General features: G+C 50.1%; 15 protein-coding genes. 3 read left to right on the forward strand and 12 right to left on the reverse strand.

Going from position 1 to position 19858, the window contains the following annotated elements:
* Positions 1-242 precede the first annotated feature (242 nt).
* Positions 243-1745: a glycine betaine/L-proline transporter ProP gene (gene proP, locus QUE74_RS25370; RefSeq protein WP_001355090.1), complete on the forward strand. Its 1503-nt coding sequence runs from the start codon at positions 243-245 to the stop codon at positions 1743-1745.
* A 113-nt stretch (positions 1746-1858) separates the two neighbouring features.
* Complete coding sequence (gene pmrR, locus QUE74_RS25375; protein ID WP_000797657.1) at positions 1859-1948, forward strand: LpxT activity modulator PmrR; 90 nt, start codon at positions 1859-1861, stop codon at positions 1946-1948.
* Here the strand turns inward: pmrR and pmrB are convergent.
* From pmrB to melR, 7 genes are all read right to left on the reverse strand, one after another.
* Positions 1924-3024: a two-component system sensor histidine kinase PmrB gene (pmrB, locus tag QUE74_RS25380; RefSeq protein WP_001052126.1), complete on the reverse strand. Its 1101-nt coding sequence runs from the start codon at positions 3022-3024 to the stop codon at positions 1924-1926. The genes pmrR and pmrB overlap by 25 nt on opposite strands.
* Entirely contained in the window at positions 3025-3693 is a 669-nt protein-coding gene (gene basR / locus QUE74_RS25385; RefSeq protein WP_000697912.1) for a two-component system response regulator BasR, read from the reverse strand.
* The gene (eptA, locus tag QUE74_RS25390; protein ID WP_001355091.1) at positions 3690-5333 is read right to left on the reverse strand and encodes a phosphoethanolamine transferase EptA; all 1644 of its coding nucleotides are present in this window, start codon (positions 5331-5333) and stop codon (positions 3690-3692) included. Before eptA ends, basR begins: the two co-directional genes overlap by 4 nt.
* 103 nt (positions 5334-5436) lie before the next feature.
* On the reverse strand, positions 5437-6774 hold the full coding sequence (gene adiC / locus QUE74_RS25395) for an arginine/agmatine antiporter (RefSeq protein WP_000093154.1): 1338 nt from the start codon (positions 6772-6774) through the stop codon (positions 5437-5439).
* Between the two features lie 136 nt (positions 6775-6910).
* A complete protein-coding gene (gene adiY, locus QUE74_RS25400; RefSeq protein ID WP_001217059.1) occupies positions 6911-7672 on the reverse strand; it encodes a DNA-binding transcriptional activator AdiY in 762 nt (253 codons plus the stop codon).
* Between the two features lie 323 nt (positions 7673-7995).
* Positions 7996-10263, reverse strand: coding sequence for an arginine decarboxylase (gene adiA / locus QUE74_RS25405; protein ID WP_077627045.1), 2268 nt, complete (start codon positions 10261-10263; stop codon positions 7996-7998).
* 198 nt (positions 10264-10461) lie between these two features.
* Positions 10462-11394, reverse strand: coding sequence for a transcriptional regulator MelR (melR, locus tag QUE74_RS25410; RefSeq protein ID WP_255756424.1), 933 nt, complete (start codon positions 11392-11394; stop codon positions 10462-10464).
* A gap of 258 nt (positions 11395-11652) precedes the next feature.
* Here melR and melA point away from each other — a divergent pair, with 258 nt between their 5' ends.
* Positions 11653-13008 carry an alpha-galactosidase gene (melA, locus tag QUE74_RS25415; protein ID WP_000986594.1) on the forward strand — a complete coding sequence of 452 codons (1356 nt, stop codon included), beginning with the start codon at positions 11653-11655 and terminating at the stop codon, positions 13006-13008.
* Here the strand turns inward: melA and QUE74_RS25420 are convergent.
* The 5 genes from QUE74_RS25420 to QUE74_RS25440 form a co-directional block, all read right to left on the reverse strand.
* On the reverse strand, positions 13005-13655 hold the full coding sequence (locus QUE74_RS25420) for a DUF2238 domain-containing protein (RefSeq protein ID WP_000198764.1): 651 nt from the start codon (positions 13653-13655) through the stop codon (positions 13005-13007). The genes melA and QUE74_RS25420 overlap by 4 nt on opposite strands.
* 122 nt (positions 13656-13777) lie before the next feature.
* The gene (gene fumB, locus QUE74_RS25425) at positions 13778-15424 is read right to left on the reverse strand and encodes a class I fumarate hydratase (protein WP_000066673.1); all 1647 of its coding nucleotides are present in this window, start codon (positions 15422-15424) and stop codon (positions 13778-13780) included.
* Positions 15425-15501: 77 nt separating this feature from the next.
* Positions 15502-16842: an anaerobic C4-dicarboxylate transporter DcuB gene (gene dcuB, locus QUE74_RS25430; RefSeq protein ID WP_000899522.1), complete on the reverse strand. Its 1341-nt coding sequence runs from the start codon at positions 16840-16842 to the stop codon at positions 15502-15504.
* A 568-nt stretch (positions 16843-17410) separates the two neighbouring features.
* Positions 17411-18130, reverse strand: coding sequence for a two-component system response regulator DcuR (gene dcuR / locus QUE74_RS25435; RefSeq protein ID WP_000611290.1), 720 nt, complete (start codon positions 18128-18130; stop codon positions 17411-17413).
* Entirely contained in the window at positions 18127-19758 is a 1632-nt protein-coding gene (locus QUE74_RS25440; protein ID WP_001216471.1) for a sensor histidine kinase, read from the reverse strand. Before QUE74_RS25440 ends, dcuR begins: the two co-directional genes overlap by 4 nt.
* Between the last annotated feature and the right edge of the window lie 100 nt (positions 19759-19858).

Consider the following 19858-nt stretch of genomic DNA (forward strand, 5'->3'; position numbering starts at 1 on the left):
TCCTAAACGAAATCCATGTGTGAAGTTGATCACAAATTTAAACACTGGTAGGGTAAAAAGGTCATTAACTGCCCAATTCAGGCGTCAACTGGTTTGATTGTACATTCCTTAACCGGAGGGTGTAAGCAAACCCGCTACGCTTGTTACAGAGATTGCATCCTGCAATTCCCGCTCCCCTTTTGCGGCCGTCGCGCTGATTTTTCTGGCGTTTGCGGAAATGGGCCAACTCTGCGAGGAAAGCTATGCTGAAAAGGAAAAAAGTAAAACCGATTACCCTTCGTGATGTCACTATTATTGATGACGGTAAACTGCGTAAAGCCATTACCGCAGCATCACTGGGTAATGCAATGGAATGGTTCGATTTTGGTGTTTATGGTTTTGTTGCTTACGCATTAGGTAAAGTTTTTTTCCCGGGGGCTGACCCCAGCGTGCAGATGGTTGCTGCACTTGCCACTTTCTCCGTTCCCTTTCTGATTCGACCGCTTGGCGGACTCTTCTTTGGTATGTTGGGCGATAAATATGGTCGCCAGAAGATCCTCGCTATCACTATTGTGATTATGTCGATCAGTACGTTCTGTATTGGCTTAATACCGTCCTACGACACGATTGGTATTTGGGCACCGATTCTGCTGTTGATCTGTAAGATGGCACAAGGTTTCTCGGTCGGCGGTGAATATACCGGGGCGTCGATATTTGTTGCGGAATACTCCCCTGACCGTAAACGTGGCTTTATGGGCAGCTGGCTGGACTTCGGTTCTATTGCCGGGTTTGTGCTGGGTGCGGGCGTGGTGGTGTTAATTTCGACCATTGTCGGCGAAGCGAACTTCCTCGACTGGGGCTGGCGTATTCCGTTCTTTATTGCTCTGCCGTTAGGGATTATCGGGCTTTACCTGCGCCATGCGCTGGAAGAAACTCCGGCGTTCCAGCAGCATGTTGATAAACTGGAACAGGGCGACCGCGAAGGTTTGCAGGATGGCCCGAAAGTCTCGTTTAAAGAGATTGCCACTAAATACTGGCGCAGCCTGTTGACATGTATTGGTCTGGTAATTGCCACCAACGTGACTTACTACATGTTGCTGACCTATATGCCGAGTTATTTGTCGCATAACCTGCATTACTCCGAAGACCACGGGGTGCTGATTATTATCGCCATTATGATCGGTATGCTGTTTGTCCAGCCGGTGATGGGCTTGCTGAGTGACCGTTTTGGCCGTCGTCCGTTTGTGCTACTTGGTAGTGTTGCACTGTTTGTGTTGGCGATCCCGGCGTTTATTCTGATTAACAGTAACGTCATCGGCCTGATTTTTGCCGGGTTACTGATGCTGGCGGTGATCCTTAACTGCTTTACGGGCGTTATGGCTTCTACCTTGCCAGCGATGTTCCCGACGCATATCCGTTACAGCGCGCTGGCGGCGGCATTTAATATTTCGGTGCTGGTTGCCGGTCTGACGCCAACGTTGGCGGCCTGGCTGGTCGAAAGCTCGCAGAATCTGATGATGCCTGCCTATTACCTGATGGTAGTGGCGGTGGTTGGTTTAATCACCGGCGTAACCATGAAAGAGACGGCGAATCGTCCGTTGAAAGGTGCGACACCGGCGGCGTCAGATATACAGGAAGCGAAGGAAATTCTCGTCGAGCATTACGATAATATCGAGCAAAAAATCGATGATATTGACCACGAGATTGCCGATTTGCAGGAGAAACGTACCCGCCTGGTGCAGCAGCATCCGCGAATTGATGAGTAAGCTGAAACGAATTGCCTGATGGGATGCTGTCTCATCAGGCCAACAATTGACTCTTAAGGTTCACTTAATCTCTGACACGCATACTCTCCTCCAGGTTAACGGAGGAGAGTGCAATGAAAAACCGTGTTTATGAAAGTTTAACTACCGTGTTCAGCGTGCTGGTGGTCAGCAGCTTTCTTTATATCTGGTTTGCCACGTACTGATCTTTCTTCAGCCGTACCCAGGCCCGCGTGCCGGAAGTCTCTTGCCGGTTTTGCAGGAAAAACTGCCCGTGATGCAACTGTGTAATGCGGCTGACAATACTTAACCCCAGACCAATCCCGCCATAACGGCTGTCCATTCGTACAAACGCTTTACTCAACTCCCCGCATTTACTCTCATCAATACCCGGTCCTTCATCTTCAACGGCCATGACCGCTCCGCCATCGTCTTGCAGCTTAATCATAATGTTGCTGCCTTGCGGGCTGTAACGATGGGCATTTTCTACCAGGTTTCGCAATAACATCCGCAGCAGGGTTGCATCACCCTGAACGATGATGTCGGCGGCGCTCTCTGGCAATAGCAGGGTTTGCTGGCGCTGGTCGAGCATGGTACTGAGTTCGTCATACGAGGGGAGAATGACATCTTCCAGCAGTTTTACATGTTGATAATTACCGGAAGAAAATGACTGTCCGGCACGCGCCAGTTGCAGTAGCTGGGAGACACTCTCCATCATCTGATCAAGTCGTGCCACTAACGGTGCTACATCAATGTGATGCGTTTTCGCCAGCAGTTCCAGATGCAAACGCACCCCCGCCAGTGGCGTTCGCAGTTCGTGCGCGACGTCAGCGGTAAACAACCTTTCGTTATCCAGCGTGTTGGTCAGGCGACTGACCAGATCGTTTAACGCTGAAACCACCGCTTCGATTTCGAGGGTGGCGCTGTGAATGGCAATGGGCGTTAAGTTGTCGGCGGTGCGCGCTTCCAGCTCTTTTTGCAGCTCCGCCAGCGGGCGGGTGATGCGGCGTACCGCCTGATAGCAGATAAATAGCGTCAGGCTGACCATAAAGACGCCAGGGACAATCAGGCTGGCGACCGCCTCGCGGATCTCACGCATGATGTGGCGATCGTTGTTACGATTGTCGCGTAGCGCCTGCTCAAACAGCTGAATCTGCTCGGTACTTTCATGCCATAGCCAGAAGACGCTGATCAACTCAAACACCAACAAAATGGCCCCAATGGTCAATATCAGCCGTTGGCGCAGCGATATTGGTCGGCGCAGAAAACGCATCAGATTCAATTAGTTTTCCTCATTCGCGACCAGCATATAGCCAAAGCCGCGCACGGTGCGGATACGGGCTTTGCCCACTTTGTCGCGCAGATTGTGGATATGCACTTCCAGGGTGTTGGTCGAGGGTTCATTGTCCCAGTTATAGATGTCGTTGTAGAGAATTTCCCGATGCACCGGACTACCTGCTTTAAGCATTAACCGTGATAGCAGAGCATATTCTTTGGGCGTCAGAATCAACTCTTCACCGTCCATCCATACCTGACGGCGACCCATATTCAGCGTCAGATTGCCAACAATCAACTCACTTTCGCCCTGATTATTATGGCGTCGTAGCAGGGCGCGGATACGGGCGTGTAACTCTTCCAGCGCAAAAGGCTTCACCAGATAATCGTCAGCCCCGACATCCAGTCCGGCGATTTTGTCAGTCAGCGTATCGCGAGCGGTGAGGATCAGTACCGGCAGGGTGTATTTTTTCTGCCGGATTCGGGCGAGAAAATGCAGCCCATCTTCGTCGGGTAACCCTAAATCCAGTACCACCAGGCTGTAATGACCTGCCTCAAGGCTTTGTTCCGCCATCCGCGCGGTTGTCACGCCATCGCACGCGTAGCCTTCGGTTTGCGCCGCCAGAATCAATCCCTGCAATAACAGCGTATCGTCTTCAACAATCAGAATTTTCATTCACTCACTCTCCTGCAAGTTTGCAGAATATCATCCGCAGCCTGGTAATACTTCGTCTCAACGCCAGTTAATCCCAATAGCGTGGAGAATAAATTGTCTTGTGAATAGTGTTGCGTTTGCGCCTGTTTCTGTAGGCAACTTTGGTCAACCTGATACCGTTTTTGATAATCCTCAGACAGCCACAGCAGCATCGGCACCTGTTTTTGGCTATCCGGGGCGATGGCATAAGGCAAACCGTGCAGATAGATGCCATTTTCACCTAACGATTCACCGTGGTCAGAAAGATAAACCAGGCTGGTGGTAAATTTATCCTGATGTTCTTTCAGTAGATTAATTGCTTTATCAACAATATAGTCGACGTAGACCAGCGTATTGTCGTAAGTGTTTACCAGTTGCTCTTGGGTACAGGTCTGGATCTCGTTGGTGTCGCAGGTAGGGGTAAATTTCCTGAACTGTGGCGGATAGCGATTGTAATAGGTCGGGCCGTGACTGCCGATGGTGTGTAAGACAATTACGCCATCACCTTGCAGGTTAGTGATGTACTCTTCCAGCCCGTGGAAAAGCACTTCGTCATAACATTCGCCGTTGATACACTGACCAGGCAGGTTCAGCGCAGTGACGTTCTGGTGAGGCACGCGATCGCAGGCACCTTTGCAGCCACCATCGTTGTCATTCCACAGCACGTTGATGCCCGCTCGCTGAATGATATCCAGCACGCCTTCCTGGTGCTGTGCCAGTTCTTCTTTGTAATGCTCACGCGGCATATCCGAGAACATGCACGGTACTGAAACTGCCGTTGCCGTGCCGCAAGACGCAGTATTGGGGAAATAGACCACGTTATCTTTCGCCAGCCGCGGGTTCGTTTCACGCGGGTAGCCGTTGAGGGAGAAGTTCTCCGCCCGCGAGGTTTCGCCGACAATCAGGATGGTCAAATTTTTACGTTTCTCGTTCTGCATTAACGGGTTGCGGTGCGCGTCTTCACCAATTCGCACCAGTGGCAGATTTGCTAGTCGCTGATGGGAGTACCATGACCAGCTGGCAACAATGCTGTTAGAGGGGCTTAAGGACTTCACCAGCTCTTTGTTGTTGCGGAACAACGAGGCGTAGTCTTTATAAAACAGTGCGGCGACCAGCAAAATCAGCAGTACAGAAACCAGAATATTGGCACCACGGAAAAGAACACTGCGCAGATGCGAGGTGGCAGGTTTGATTTTAATCCAGCAGGCAATTAGCGCAGCAAGTACGCCGCTGAGTCCCAGCGTTAATAACATTTGCGGTGTCATCAGCGCATAACTTTCTGCTGGGGTGGTATCAATAATATTGGCAATCATCGAGCGGTCGATGACGATGCCGTAAGTCATTATGAAATATTGTGCAGCCGCGCCAACCAGAATAAACAGGCAGGCCAGCGGTCGATTAAGCCATAAGAAAGAGCTTAGTGTCAGGACAATATTAATCACGCTGAAAGCGACGACCGGCATCGACAAGAAAACAAGTACGTTATGCAGCGAGTCCAGCGGCAACGCCTGCAATACCTGTTTAAAAAAGGCAATATTCAGGCAGATAGCGATATAAAAAGCGGCCAGCAATAGCCAGGCGAGTAAATTCAAAGAGGGTCTTTTTAGTAGGCGCTTCAACATCACGGTGTTTCCATCGAACAAAGTGCGCATATGCTCGCAAAGCAAAATTAAGCCAACCTTAAGTTCTTAAGGTTGGCTTTTATGTTTGCTTGACTAAGGGGAATTAATCTTTGCTTATTGGTGCATCTAAGGGATACGGGTTTTTATGCAGCCGGTTGTAATTCAGCGCATACATGGCGGTGATGACCATCAGGGTGACAAATGACCACATAACCTCTTTCGCGCCGGACCCTACTACGGCCCAGATGCAGTAGAGGAAGGCAATGGTAGTAACAGCCAGATATGCAGGGCGTGCTTTACCAAAGTGGCCGTGGCCGAGCAGCAGTAACGCCGCACAGGTGTAAAGATATGGCACCAGTGTAAAGATGACCGACACGGAAGAAACCAGACCGAACTCTTTAGTCGCGTTTGGCGAAATGCTACTGAGCTGGAAGATGGTCATCAAAATACCGACGATAATCAGCCCTGCCACTGGCGTACCCGCTTTATTTACACGGGCAAAAATCGGTGGGAACAGTCCGTCATCGGCAGCGGCTTTCGCCGTTTGACCCGCCAGCAACGTCCAGCCGCCCAGTGAACCTAAGCAACCCGCAGCTGCGCAGAAGGAAACAATGGCCCCGGCGGTGTCACCCAACGCCATCCGTGCGGCATCACCGAATGGCGAGGCAGAAACGCGCAGTGCGGCATTAGGGATCATCCCCATAATCGCGGTGGTGGAGAGCACATAGCAAACGGCGGCAATCAATACCCCACCAATGGTGGCGATAGGGACGTTGCGTTTCGGGTTTTTCACCACACCTGCGGCAACGGAGGCACTTTCCACACCGATGAACGACCACAGCGTAACGTTAAGGGTACTTTGAATCGCGCCGAAGGTGCCCAGGCCGCTGACGTTCCATGCCGCCATATAGGTTTCACCACGGAACCAGAACCAGCCAAATACGGCAATCCCGACGATGGGGATCAGCGCCAGCACGGTGGCAACGGCCTGCACGCGGGTGATCATTTTCGGACCGACAATGTTCAGCAGGACGAAGATCCACAGCACCACGACGCAGGTGATGGTTAATACCAGTGGATCTTTCAGAATCGGGAAGAAGTAACTTAAATATCCAACGCCAATGACCACCATGGCGATATTGCCGATCCAGCAGGCCAGCCAGTAGAGGACGTTGGTTTGATAACCGAGAAACGGGCCAAAGCAGCGGCGGGCGTAAGCGTAAGAACCACCAGGACTTGGGTCGAGGAACGACATTTTGGCGTATACCATCGAGAGCCCCAGCGCACCGATAATCGTCACCAACCATCCATAAATGGCAATCCCGCCAGTGGAGGCCAGGTTTGCAGGTAACAGAAAAACACCTGACCCCATAATATTCCCCGACACCATCAGGGTGACGGGGATTAAGCCCACTTTGTGAGCATCAGCATCCGAAGACATAATTAAACTCCTGCGAAGGCGAGCTTCGTGACAATAAATTACGTCATATCATACGCCTGCATTCGATAGTTGAATTATTATCGACCGGGTTATCGCTGATGCCGTTATTAATATAGCTCTTCGTTAAGGTTAAAAATCAGGCGACAGTGCGTTCTCTGTGCTGACTAACATAATGCAGAGGCGTCATACCGTAGAAGTCTTTAAAGACAGAAATAAAGTACGACGTACTGTTGTAGCCACACGATTGTGAGACCTGAGAGATATTTTTACCGTCCATCATTAATTCATTGACGGCATAACGCATGCGGCAGGTGGTGATTATTTGGCTATAACTGGTGTTTTCGCTTTTCAGCTTTTTCTTTAACAGACTTGGGCTAAGACATAAACAACTGGCTACCATACTAAGATTCCAGTCTTTGTGGATATCGCTTTCAATAATTTGATAAACGCTGTCACTTACACAATTACGTAACATATACATCATTAATGAAAGGAATTTTTTACTGTCGAGAAAACGGGATAGCACAGTGAATAATAATGCACGTGTTCGTTCCTTTTCTGACTCAGTTTCAGCGGGCATCATGCTATGTTGCGCGGCAACGCGAAAGACGTCTGGCGTCAGGCATGGCAGGGTGAGGATGGGCGTAGCACTACGTTGCCATACTGGTATTTGCGAGAGATCTTTATTCAGAAACCGGAGGTAATCTTTGATGATGTCGTGACTAATATGAGCAACCAAAGTGTTATTAAGAGAGGAGACGTCGATAATATTATTTTCACAATTTAATAACGCCATATGGTTAGCTTTAAGGCTAATAGGTTCTTTCCCATTCACCCTTATCCAGACATCTTTTTCAGTCAATAAAACAATACAAGGTTGGTCGCTGCAAATCCTCATACATGTACTCCTGAGTGCGAATAAAAGACCAGTTCTCGCTAAAGCAAAGCGATACCGGGAAATGGTTATATAATTGTATGATGAATATAAACATGCATAAAAATAACGAGTTTTACTAATATTACAAATTTTTATAGTAATTTCTCATGTACATATTTTTTTACAGGATAAATAACAGGCGAAAAAAAGCGCGGGGTGGGACCGCGCAAAAAGTATGACATTTTTGTTTGCAGCAATTTTTATGAAAACGTTGCCATACTAAAAGGGCCTCAAGCCAGGCGGCGTAATGTTATTTAACAATTACGCCTTCAGCGGAATAGTGGTTACGCTTTCACACACATGACGTGGTAAATACCGTCAATAATTTCAGTCCCTTCAGTTTCGTGTTCAAATCCAGGGAAATGATGGTCCCAGGATTGCAGGGAGCGTAAATAACTTACCTGTGGACTGTTTTTATCGCCGAAGTTTTCACCAGACAGTAGCATCGGGATTCCTGGCGGATACGGGATAACTGAGTTTGCCGCGATGCGTCCAGGCAGATTTTCAATGGATACCAGTTCGACATTGTTATCGACAATTGCGTTGTACGCTTCACGCGGGGTGATTTCCGCCACCGGCAGGCCGGAATAGGCTTCGTTCAACCGTGCGCCAGGGTTGTTTTCTTTCAGCCAGGCAAACATGGTGTCACCCAGATCGTGAATCCCCATGTTCGCGTAAGTGTCAGGATATTGTTCAACAAGTTCCGGCATCACCTGCGCCAGCGGTGTGTTGGCATCATAGTGGCGTTTGAAGGAGCAAAGGGTGTTAACCAGAGTTCCCCATTTCCCACGGGTCACGCCCATAGAGAACAGGAACATAATTTGGAAGTCAGTGGTACGGGTAGGCACAATGCCGTGGCGACCAAGCCAGGCTGTGACCAGCGCCGCCGGAACACCGGTTTCTTCCAGTTCACCATCTTCACCCATTCCCGGTGCGAGAATGCTGACTTTAATTGGGTCGAGCATACTCCAGTTATCCGGAATATCTTTGAAGCCGTGCCAGCTTTCGCCCGGATGCATTACCCAGCAATCCTGAACGGTGGTCAGCAGTTTGGTTGGCGCGTCAGCAAAGTCGTAGGTTTTGCCGGTTTGTGGATCGGTGACCACTTCTTTGTTCCACGGTTTGAAGAACCAGCTACCGTCATGGGTGAACTCTTTATACAGCCGTGCCATCGCTTGACGGAAATCAACCGCTTCGTCGATCACTTCCTGGGTCAGTGACAGGCCACTGTTGCCGTCCATCATCGACACCGCCACGTCGTTAGATGCACAGATGGCATACAGCGGGGAGGTGGTGGCATGCATCATGTATGCCTGATTAAAGCGGGAGAAGTTAATCGCCCCACGACCTTCACGCACATGAATGTAAGAGGCCTGTGACAGCGCATTCAGCAGTTTGTGGGTTGAGTGGGTGGCGAAAACGGTAGGACCGTTGTGATCGCCAGGTTCACCGTGCATGGCATAGTGATCGGCATAGATCGGGTTGAAACGTGCATAGCCGTACCAGGCTTCGTCAAAGTGCAGACGATCGGAAGTTTTTTCCAGCAGATCCTGCGCTTCTTTAGCGTTATAACACACGCCGTCATAGGTGCAGTTGGTCACCACGCAGTAAGACGGTTTTTGCCCGACTTTGTCTTTGGTCAGCGGGCTTTCACTGATTTTCTTCTGCAAGGTTTCAGGTTGCATTTCCTGCGGATAAATTGGCCCGATAATGCCGTAGCGGTTGCGGCTTGGCACCATGTAGACCGGTTTCGCGCCTGTCAGCATCAAGCCTTGTTCGATGGATTTATGGCAGTTACGGTCAACGACCACTACATCGTTATCGGTCATGCAAGCCTGCATGATGGTACGGTTAGAGCCGGAAGTACCGACGACTACCGACCAGGAGCGATCGGCACCAAATACGCGTGCGGCATATTTTTCGCTTTCGCCAAATGCGCCAGTATGGTCAAGCAAAGAACCGAGGGAAGTCCGTTCGATGCCCATGTCGGTGCGGAACAGATTTTCACCATAGTAGTCATGGTAGAAACGTCCGGCGGGTGTTTTGGTAAAGCCAACGCCGCCCTGGTGGCCTGGCGCTGCCCAGGAATATTCATGGATGTCGCTATATTTCATCAGCGCGCTGAACAGTGGCGGCAACAGCTGCTGGCGGTAGCGGGTCATTGCGGCAACGGCGCGTCCGGCGATAAAGTCGGCGGTATCTTCCAGAATCCAGGCGAATTCATCGACAAGCTCCAGCAGATCTCGGTCCATTGCGGCGAGGGCTTTTTCCCGATCGCCCAACAGGAAGACCGGCACGTTTTGTTGGCGCTCATGAAGCTTACCGATCAATTGTCTGACGTTTTGATGTTCGTCCGGATGTTCCATTTGATAGCTGAACATCAGGCAGTCAATGGCTTCGTTTGAAGAGAGAATGGCAAAGCCATCATCAAAGGAGGTGGATTTAATCACGGTAACATTTTGCTGGCTTAAAGCCCCTGCCAGACGCTCAACGGCGTTACCGACCCAGGTGTCCTGATGGAGAAACTCGCTTTCAACAATTAATACTTTCATCATTGCTTACCCGGTTATGAAGGAATCTTCGTTGCGGGCAAGTATCTTCCGGCCTTTTCGGGCTGTAAAGCGCATGAAAAACAAACATTTTTTAAATATTCATTTTTATAAACAATATGTTATGTGATTATTTTGATTTATTTTCACTGCTTATTATCGACGGCTAAACTATTTTTTTGGCTGATACTGATATCGTCTTTAGCCGGGAAACGTCTGGCGGCGCTGTTGGCTAAGTTTGCGGTATTGTTGCGGTGACATGCCGACATATTTGCCGAACGTGCTGTAAAAACGGCTACTCGAACGAAAGCCTGCCGTCAGGGCAATATCGAGAATACTTTTATCGGTATCGCTCAGTAACGCGCGAACGTGGTTGATGCGCATCGCGGTAATGTACTGTTTCATCGTCAATTGCATGACCCGCTGGAATATCCCCATTGCATAGTTGGCGTTAAGTTTGACGTGCTCAGCCACATCGTTGATGGTCAGCGCCTGATCATAGTTTTCGGCAATAAAGCCCAGCATCTGGCTGACATAAAATTGCGCATGGCGCGAGACGCTGTTTTTGTGTGTGCGCGAGGTTTTATTGACCAGAATCGGTTCCCAGCCAGAGAGGCTAAATCGCTTGAGCATCAGGCCAATTTCATCAATGGCGAGCTGGCGAATTTGCTCGTTCGGACTGTTCAATTCCTGCTGCCAGCGGCGCACTTCAAACGGGCTAAGTTGCTGTGTCGCCAGTGATTTAATCACCATGCCGTGAGTGACGTGGTTAATCAGGTCTTTATCCAGCGGCCAGGAGAGAAACAGATGCATCGGCAGATTAAAAATCGCCATGCTCTGACAGGTTCCGGTATCTGTTAGTTGGTGCGGTGTACAGGCCCAGAACAGCGTGATATGTCCCTGATTGATACTCACTTTTTCATTGTTGATCAGGTATTCCACATCGCCATCGAAAGGCACATTCACTTCGACCTGACCATGCCAGTGGCTGGTGGGCATGATATGCGGTGCGCGAAACTCAATCTCCATCCGCTGGTATTCCGAATACAGCGACAGCGGACTGCGGGTCTGTTTTTCGTCGCTGCTACACATAAAAGTATCTGTATTCATGGATGACTCTCTTTCCTGGAATATCAGAATTATGGCAGGAGTGTAGGAATATGACTGCGAGTGGGAGCACGGTTTTCGCCCTCTTGCCTGAGGGGCGAAGGGATCATCCGAGTACCATGAGGCCGAAAACTCTGCTTTTCAGCTAATTTATTCCCATAAACTCAGATTTTCTGATGCTTCACACAGGATCTGAGTTAATGGGAATGCTCAGCCTGGAAGCCGGAGGTTTTCTGCAGATTCGCCTGCCATGATGAAGTTATTCAAGCAAGCCAGGAGATCTGCATGATGTCTGCACCTAAAATTACATTTATCGGCGCTGGTTCGACGATTTTCGTTAAAAATATTCTTGGTGATGTGTTCCATCGCGAGGCGCTAAAAACGGCGCATATTGCCCTGATGGACATTGATCCCATCCGCCTGGAAGAGTCGCACATTGTGGTGCGCAAGCTGATGGATTCAGCGGGGGCCAGTGGCAAAATCACCTGCCACACCCAACAGAAAGAAGCCTTACAGGATGCCGATTTTGTCGTAGTGGCATTTCAGATTGGCGGTTATGAACCTTGCACGGTGACTGATTTTGAGGTCTGTAAGCGCCACGGTCTGGAACAAACCATTGCCGATACGTTGGGGCCGGGCGGTATTATGCGCGCGCTACGTACCATTCCGCACCTGTGGCAAATTTGCGAGGACATGACGGAAGTCTGCCCCGATGCCACTATGCTCAACTATGTTAACCCAATGGCGATGAATACCTGGGCGATGTATGCCCGCTATCCGCATATCAAACAGGTAGGGCTGTGCCATTCGGTGCAGGGAACGGCGGAAGAGCTGGCGCGTGATCTCAATATCGACCCAGCTACGTTGCGTTACCGTTGCGCGGGTATCAACCATATGGCGTTTTACCTGGAACTGGAGCGCAAAACCGCCGACGGCAGTTACGTGAATCTCTACCCAGAACTGCTGGCAGCGTATGACGCAGGGCAGGCACCGAAGCCGAATATTCATGGCAATACTCGCTGCCAGAATATTGTGCGTTATGAAATGTTCAAAAAGCTGGGCTACTTCGTCACGGAATCGTCAGAACATTTTGCTGAATACACACCGTGGTTTATTAAGCCTGGTCGTGAGGATTTGATTGAGCGTTATAAAGTGCCGCTGGATGAGTACCCGAAACGCTGCGTCGAACAATTGGCAAACTGGCATAAAGAGCTGGAGGAGTATAAGAACGCCTCCCGGATTGATATTAAACCGTCACGGGAATATGCCAGCACAATCATGAACGCTATCTGGACTGGCGAGCCGAGTGTGATTTATGGCAACGTCCGTAACGATGGTTTGATTGATAACCTGCCACAAGGATGTTGCGTGGAAGTGGCCTGTTTAGTTGATGCTAATGGCATTCAGCCGACCAAAGTCGGTACGCTACCTTCGCATCTGGCCGCCCTGATGCAAACCAATATCAACGTACAGACGCTGCTGACGGAAGCCATTCTCACAGAAAATCGCGACCGTGTTTACCATGCCGCGATGATGGACCCACATACCGCTGCCGTGCTGGGCATTGATGAAATCTATGCTCTTATTGACGACCTGATTGCCGCCCACGGCGACTGGCTGCCAGGCTGGTTACACCGTTAAGAGGTAATCGCTTCCGGCGCTCTGGTGATTAAGCCATAGCGCCGTAGCTGGCGGCAATGAAAGCGAGCAAGGAATATCACCGTAGTTAATGCACCAAGCAGCGCGCAGAACATATCGGATTGTGTGTCCCATTGGTCGCCCTGGGTACCGAGAAAATCATCCGCTCCCTGACCCATTGCCAGCGCTGCCCACCACTCGATTAATTCATACATCGCGCTTATCGCCAGCGCCACGCAGCAGACCAGAAACGCCACCATTTTACGTCCGCGCACGTACATCCCGCGAACGAGAATTTCTCGCGCCACCAGTGCAGGCACCAGCCCCTGGAAAAAATGCCCCAGCTTGTCATACGGATTACGGCTCAACCCCAGCCATTCCTGCACCTCAAAACCAACGGGGACTTTCGCGTAGGTGTATTGCCCGCCGACCATCAGGATGATGGCGTGAAAGAAAATGAGCGTATAGAGCAGCGGCGTTAACGGATAACGTTTAGCGGTGGCAAGCAGTAGCGGCACGACAATAATCACCGGTGTCACTTCCATCAGCCAGGTGAGTTTGTCATTGGCCGAAATGCCGGTATAAATCAGGATTAACGTTAGCGCCAGTGCGCCGGTGTTAAGAATTAACGGCTTGAGTGTGCGGGTCATGGTGAGTTCGCAAGTCAGGGAAAATACTGACTATTCACCAGCAAGCGTGAAATTACAATCGCAAAAGAGGTGGCCCAGGGGGATCACCTGGCAGCATGCTGCCAGGCGCTGGGCCGAAGAGGTTACTTAGTGCAGTTCGCGCACTGTTTGTTGACGATTTGCTGGAAGAAGTCGTTGCCTTTGTCATCGACCAGGATAAACGCCGGGAAATCTTCTACTTCGATTTTCCAGATAGCTTCCATACCCAGCTCCGGATAAGCGACGCATTCCAGATGCTTGATGCTCTGCTGCGCCAGTACCGCCGCCGGACCGCCGATACTACCGAGGTAGAAGCCGCCGTGTTTATGACACGCGTCGGTGACCTGCTGACTGCGGTTACCTTTCGCCAGCATGATCATGCTGCCGCCGTGGGATTGCAGCAGATCCACGTAGGAGTCCATACGACCTGCGGTGGTTGGGCCAAGTGAACCTGATGGATAACCGGCAGGCGTTTTCGCCGGACCCGCGTAGTAGATCGGGTGATCTTTGATGTACTGCGGCAGTTCTTTACCGGCGTCAATCAGCTCTTTCAGCTTGGCATGTGCAATATCGCGACCCACGATAATAGTGCCGGTGAGCGACAAACGGGTGGATACCGGGTATTGCGAAAGCTGGGCGAGGATCTCTTTCATCGGGCGGTTAAGGTCGACTTTCACCGCTTCGCCTTCACCAGCCTGACGCAGTTCTTGTGGAATGTACTGGCCTGGATTGTGTTCCAGTTTTTCGATCCAGATACCTTCGCGGTTGATTTTCGCTTTAATGTTACGGTCAGCGGAGCAGGAGACGCCCATACCTACCGGGCAGGATGCGCCGTGACGTGGCAGACGGATCACGCGGATGTCGTGCGCGAAGTATTTACCGCCAAACTGCGCGCCAAGGCCGAGTTTCTGGGCCTCTTCCAGCAGTTCCTGTTCAAGCAGGACATCTCGGAACGCCTGACCATGTTCGTTCCCTTCGGTCGGCAGTTCATCGTAATAGTGAGCGCTTGCTAACTTGACGGTTTTCAGGTTGGTTTCCGCAGACGTACCGCCAATCACAAACGCGATATGGTACGGCGGGCAGGCTGCAGTACCGAGGGTACGCATTTTCTCAACGAGGAAGTTTTTCAGTTTGCCGGGAGTCAGCAGGGCTTTGGTTTCCTGGTAGAGATACGTTTTATTGGCAGAGCCACCGCCTTTGGCGACGCAGAGGAATTTGTACTCATCGCCATCTACCGCGTACAGGTCGATTTGCGCAGGCAGGTTAGTGCCGGTGTTGACCTCTTTGTACATGTCCAGCGCCGCATTCTGTGAATAGCGCAGGTTATCTTCGATATAGGTGTTATAGACGCCTTTCGACAGCGCTTCTTCATCACCGCCGCCGGTCCACACGCGCTGACCTTTTTTACCGACGATGATCGCGGTGCCGGTATCCTGGCAGGTTGGCAGCACGCCTTTGGCGGCGATTTCTGAGTTTCTTAAGAATTGCAGCGCCACGTACTTGTCGTTTTCGCTGGCTTCTGGATCGTGAAGAATTGCAGCAACCTGTTTCTGGTGTGCCGGGCGGAGCATGAAAGAAGCGTCGTGGAAGGCTTGCTGCGCCAGCAGAGTCAGGGCTTCTGGTTCCACTTTCAGGATTGTTTCGCCGTCGAAGTCGGCAACGCTAACGTAATCGGACGTGAGTAGATAGTATTCGGTATTGTCTTTCCCCATCGGGAAAGGTGCCTGGTAGATAAAGGGTTTGTTTGACATAGCTTCCAGCCTGTAACTCTGTATTTGTTATTCGAAAATGGCGTGCCGCGCAGTCACGGGCGGCACGCAAAGTGCATTTATAAGAACCCGTACATCGCAGCGAAGATCCAGCCGAAGACGCACGATACGCTCACACCAATCAACCCCGGCAGAATAAAGCTGTGGTTGATGACGAAGCGACCGATGTGGGTGGTGCCGGAACGGTCAAACTGAATCGCTGCCAGGTCGCTCGGATAAGTCGGCAGGATGTAATAACCATAGCAAGCCGGTGCTGAAGCCACGATGTATGCCGGGTCAACGCCGATCGCCAGCGCGACCGGAACAATCGCCGCTAGCGCCGCGGCCTGAGAGTTTACAAACTTGGAAACCAGCAGCAGAACAATGGCATAGGCCCACGGATACTCTTTCACCATTTCACCCAGTACGCCCTGAATTTCAGACATATGCGCACCGAACATGGTTTCCGCCATCCATGCGATACCGTACACCGCCACGATGGCGATCATACCGGAACGGAAGACTTCGTTTTTTGAGATAGACGCGGGATTGGTTTTGGTCAGGATAATAATCAGCGCTCCGGTTAGCAGCATAAACATCTGAATAACCAGTACCATCGACAGCGGTTTGCCACCGAAGGATGGACGCAGGTCCGAATCAGCACCAAGAAGTGCAACTACAGCGATTGCCCCGAGGAAGATCCACATTGCCAGCCAGTTGCTTTTCGGCAGTTTTTTATCCAGCAGCGTCGCGGTATCACCGTAAACATACTCACGGTTTTCCGGTACGGAGATGAATTTCTGGAACTCTTCATCTTTATCCAGATCTTTACCGCGGAACCAACTGAAGATACCGATCGCCAGGATACCGATTAACGTCGATGGAATGGTGATTGCCAGCAGGTCGAGGAACTCAAGATGGCGACCATCAAAGGTGACATTACCCAGCATCGCAACCAGAGATACGACCGCAACCGACACTGGGCTTGCGATAATCCCCATCTGTGCACCGATAGAACTTGCCGCCATCGGACGTTCCGGACGGATGTTGTTCTTAATAGCAACGTCGTAGATGATCGGCAGAATGGTGTAAACCACGTGGCCCGTACCGCAAAGAATGGTCAGCGTGCAGGTTACAAACGGTGCGACAATGGAGACATATTTCGGATTGCGGCGCAGCAGCTTCTCGGCAATTTGCAGCATGACATCAAGACCGCCCGAAGCTTGCAAGGTCGCCGATGCCGCCACCACCGCAATGATAACCAGCATGACATCAACCGGTGGTTTACCTGGCTGAAGGTGGAAGACAAAGACCAGAATGACCAGGCCGATACCGCCTAATAAACCCAGCGCGATACCGCCCTTTCTGGCACCATAAAACAGACATATCAGTATTATGATAAGTTGGATAGTAAATAACATGTGTAAACCCTCGCGATAATCCTATTTAAATTTTTGCTGAATAGATCACAGTCACGTTCTGTTTTGTATGAACTGTTTTCAGAGCTTGACTAAATATCCGTTTGGTCGTTACCGGCTTGAGTAAATACCTCACAGTGAATATTGGCTGATTAAAGCAGCGGCAAATTTATGCACTGTGATAAGCGGTTTTTTCAGAGAGAAATACTCTCTGGCGATGGGTTTATAGTTTGTACTACGCAGATGTTAATGTTTTGTTTGCTGCTATCTTATTGATACTTATTGGTATAATTTTTGTTCTCAGGGTAGGTATCATCAGGTTTATAGATTATTCTTAACTACCCATTTGTGGGTAAAAATACACATAATGTGGGCGACATAATAGTTAATTAACTTTTGTTAGCGTTTTGAAATTAAAAACACCGTTCATCCGAAGAGATATTAATTTTCAGCGGTGAGAGAGGGGGAATTATATTTGATCTGGCACAAGTTTTACTGATGAACGATGTAACTTGTGCCAGGGGTATTTTGCATTACTGTAATAATTATTACTTACAGATAACCGTGATCGTTATTGGCAATATTGTTTAAGTAGTGAGTAATGTTCTGCCTGAATACGATAACGATAAACCGGACGACCTGTGACGCCATAATGGATACTGGTGAACAAGATGTGGCAGTTGACCAGCCAGATGAGATATTTACGGCAGGAAACACGCGAGATGTTAACCTCATTAGCCAGCTCGTCGGTTGAAAACTCATAGTCCTGATGCGCGTCAATCCACTGGCACAGCGTGCGTAACGTCTGTGGTGTTAAGCCTTTTGGCAAGCGACGAGGATCCTGCTCGTTGGAGCTGCTGCCGTGGATTAGCTGATCAAGCTCGGCCTGGTCATAATACTGATGTTTTTCCAGCGCCATTTTCTTTTGCCGCCAGCCGGTGAGCGCCTCTTCAAAGCGGGTAGCCTGGAAGGGTTTGATCAGGTAATCCACGACTCCGTAATGCAGCGAATCTTTAATGGTTGCGGCATCGGCAGCGGAAGAGATAACAATCACATCACTTTTGCAACGCGCATTATGCAGAACAGGCAGTAAATCGAGCCCGTTCTCTTTTTGCATATAGATATCGAGCAATATCAGGTCGATAGGCGTATCGCTATTGAAGATAATCTCTTTGGCTTTCTCCAGCGTCGAGGCCGTTCCACAGCATTGAAAGCCTGGGATTTGTGCCACGTATCGACGATTCAGCTCCGCGACCATTGCGTCGTCATCAATAATTAATACATTGATCATCTGTTCGACCTCTCCCCATCCCAGGGTATCTGGACAAAAAATTGTGTGAAAATCCCGGGTTCCGATTCCACGGCGATGCTGCCGCCGAGATTTTCTACCTGTTGTTTGACAAGTGCTAAACCGACGCCTCGCTCGCTTCCTTTTGTCGAGACACCTTTGTCAAAAATGTGATCGATTTTGTCGGGTGCGATCCCCGGTCCATCATCGTTAACTTCACAGTGCAGCCAGCCGTGACGGTAGTGCAATGTTACGCTAATTTCGCCACCGGGTTCCGGCCCTAATGCCTCCAGCGCGTTTTCTATCAGATTTCCCAGCGTGGTAATCAGCGTCGCGACCTGGTCTTCACTGCCGCTGTCTGGCAACTGGCTTTCGCTGTTTAAAATCAGCGTATGGCCTAAATCGGTCGCGCGGTTAATCTTGCTGATTAAAAAACCAGCGATAACTGGAGATTTGATCTTACCCAGCAGAGAGCCAATCTCTTCCTGATAGTTATTGGCTGTTTTGAGAATGTAATCTTCCAACTGCTTATAACTCTTCAGATGCAATAATCCGAGAATCACATGCAATTTATTCATAAATTCGTGGGATCGTTCACGAAGCGCGTCAGCATAGTTGACCAGACCGTCGAGTCGCTGCATCAGTTTACGTACTTCAGTTTTGTCCCTGAAGGTTGAAATGGCACCGATGATAACGCCATTACTGCGCACCGGAACGGTGTTGATCAGTAATAGCCGGTCTTTAATCGTAATCTCTTCGTCGCGCCGCGGGGTACCGTCGCGTAACACTTCCGAGACATCTACCACCTGTGACCACGCGTGGCTTAGCGTCGACAGTTTCTCATCGTCCTGCGACTTACGGTAATTCAGCAATTCTTGTGCGGCATCGTTGATCAGCGTGACCTCGCCGCGATCGTCCACGGCAACGACGCCTTCTTTGATAGACTGCAACATGGCCTGGCGTTGCTCAAACAGCGTGGAGATTTCGTAGGGTTCCAGGCCGAAAAGGATTTTTTTCAGTACCTTAACCAGAATGCAGGTGCCAATCAGCCCGACCAGCATGCCAAATAATACCGACCAGATGATGCTCCAGCGACTGTCATTGATCTGTTGGGTCACGCGACTTAACTCAAGGCCGATCGCCACCACGCCAATTTGTTTATGATTTTCATCGTAGATGGGGGTAAATACGCGTAAAGCCTGCGCCAGAAAACCGCGATTGATAGCGACATTTTCTTCGCCATTCAGCGCTTTAAGGATGTCATCACCTTTAAATGGCTGACCAATACGCTGGGCTTCAGGATGCGAGTAGCGAAGACTTTGCATATCGGTAACGACAATAAACAGCAGATCGTTGCGTTTGCGCACGGCTTCCGCGATGGCCTGGATGCCGCTCTCCTGCGGTTTTTTCTGCAAGCCCTGACGGATTTCCGGCGAGTCGGCGAGAGTACGCGCCACTGCCAGTGCCTTGTTGGCTAGCCCGTCTCGCGTCATATCACTGATTTGCGAGAAGTAAATCAGATGCACCACCAATAGCACCGAGAACAGTACCGCGCTGACCATTAAGATCACAGTGGTACTCAATTTCATCGGACGTTTGCGTAACATACGGTAGGGCAATGAATGTCTCATCAGCTTCCTTGTGTGACAAATTTCTTAAGCATTATCTCTGATGAGGCGGGTAATTCAAAGGGAGTAAGAATGATTGGCTATATAGGGGAAGAGACTCTGG

Origin of the sequence: Escherichia sp. 10290 (assembly GCF_030295155.1) — a bacterium.
In the GTDB taxonomy this organism is placed as follows: Bacteria; Pseudomonadota; Gammaproteobacteria; order Enterobacterales; family Enterobacteriaceae; genus Escherichia; species Escherichia coli_F.

Excerpts from the sequence above, each read along its gene's own strand:
- proP (WP_001355090.1), top strand. The coding sequence starts at position 243 with ATGCTGAAAAGGAAAAAAGTAAAACCGATTACCCTTCGTGATGTCACT.
- pmrR (WP_000797657.1), top strand. The coding sequence starts at position 1,859 with ATGAAAAACCGTGTTTATGAAAGTTTAACTACCGTGTTCAGCGTGCTG.
- basR (WP_000697912.1), bottom strand. The coding sequence starts at position 3,693 with ATGAAAATTCTGATTGTTGAAGACGATACGCTGTTATTGCAGGGATTG.
- eptA (WP_001355091.1), bottom strand. The coding sequence starts at position 5,333 with ATGTTGAAGCGCCTACTAAAAAGACCCTCTTTGAATTTACTCGCCTGG.
- adiC (WP_000093154.1), bottom strand. The coding sequence starts at position 6,774 with ATGTCTTCGGATGCTGATGCTCACAAAGTGGGCTTAATCCCCGTCACC.
- adiY (WP_001217059.1), bottom strand. The coding sequence starts at position 7,672 with ATGAGGATTTGCAGCGACCAACCTTGTATTGTTTTATTGACTGAAAAA.
- adiA (WP_077627045.1), bottom strand. The coding sequence starts at position 10,263 with ATGAAAGTATTAATTGTTGAAAGCGAGTTTCTCCATCAGGACACCTGG.
- melA (WP_000986594.1), top strand. The coding sequence starts at position 11,653 with ATGATGTCTGCACCTAAAATTACATTTATCGGCGCTGGTTCGACGATT.
- QUE74_RS25420 (WP_000198764.1), bottom strand. The coding sequence starts at position 13,655 with ATGACCCGCACACTCAAGCCGTTAATTCTTAACACCGGCGCACTGGCG.
- fumB (WP_000066673.1), bottom strand. The coding sequence starts at position 15,424 with ATGTCAAACAAACCCTTTATCTACCAGGCACCTTTCCCGATGGGGAAA.
- dcuB (WP_000899522.1), bottom strand. The coding sequence starts at position 16,842 with ATGTTATTTACTATCCAACTTATCATAATACTGATATGTCTGTTTTAT.
- dcuR (WP_000611290.1), bottom strand. The coding sequence starts at position 18,130 with ATGATCAATGTATTAATTATTGATGACGACGCAATGGTCGCGGAGCTG.
- QUE74_RS25440 (WP_001216471.1), bottom strand. The coding sequence starts at position 19,758 with ATGAGACATTCATTGCCCTACCGTATGTTACGCAAACGTCCGATGAAA.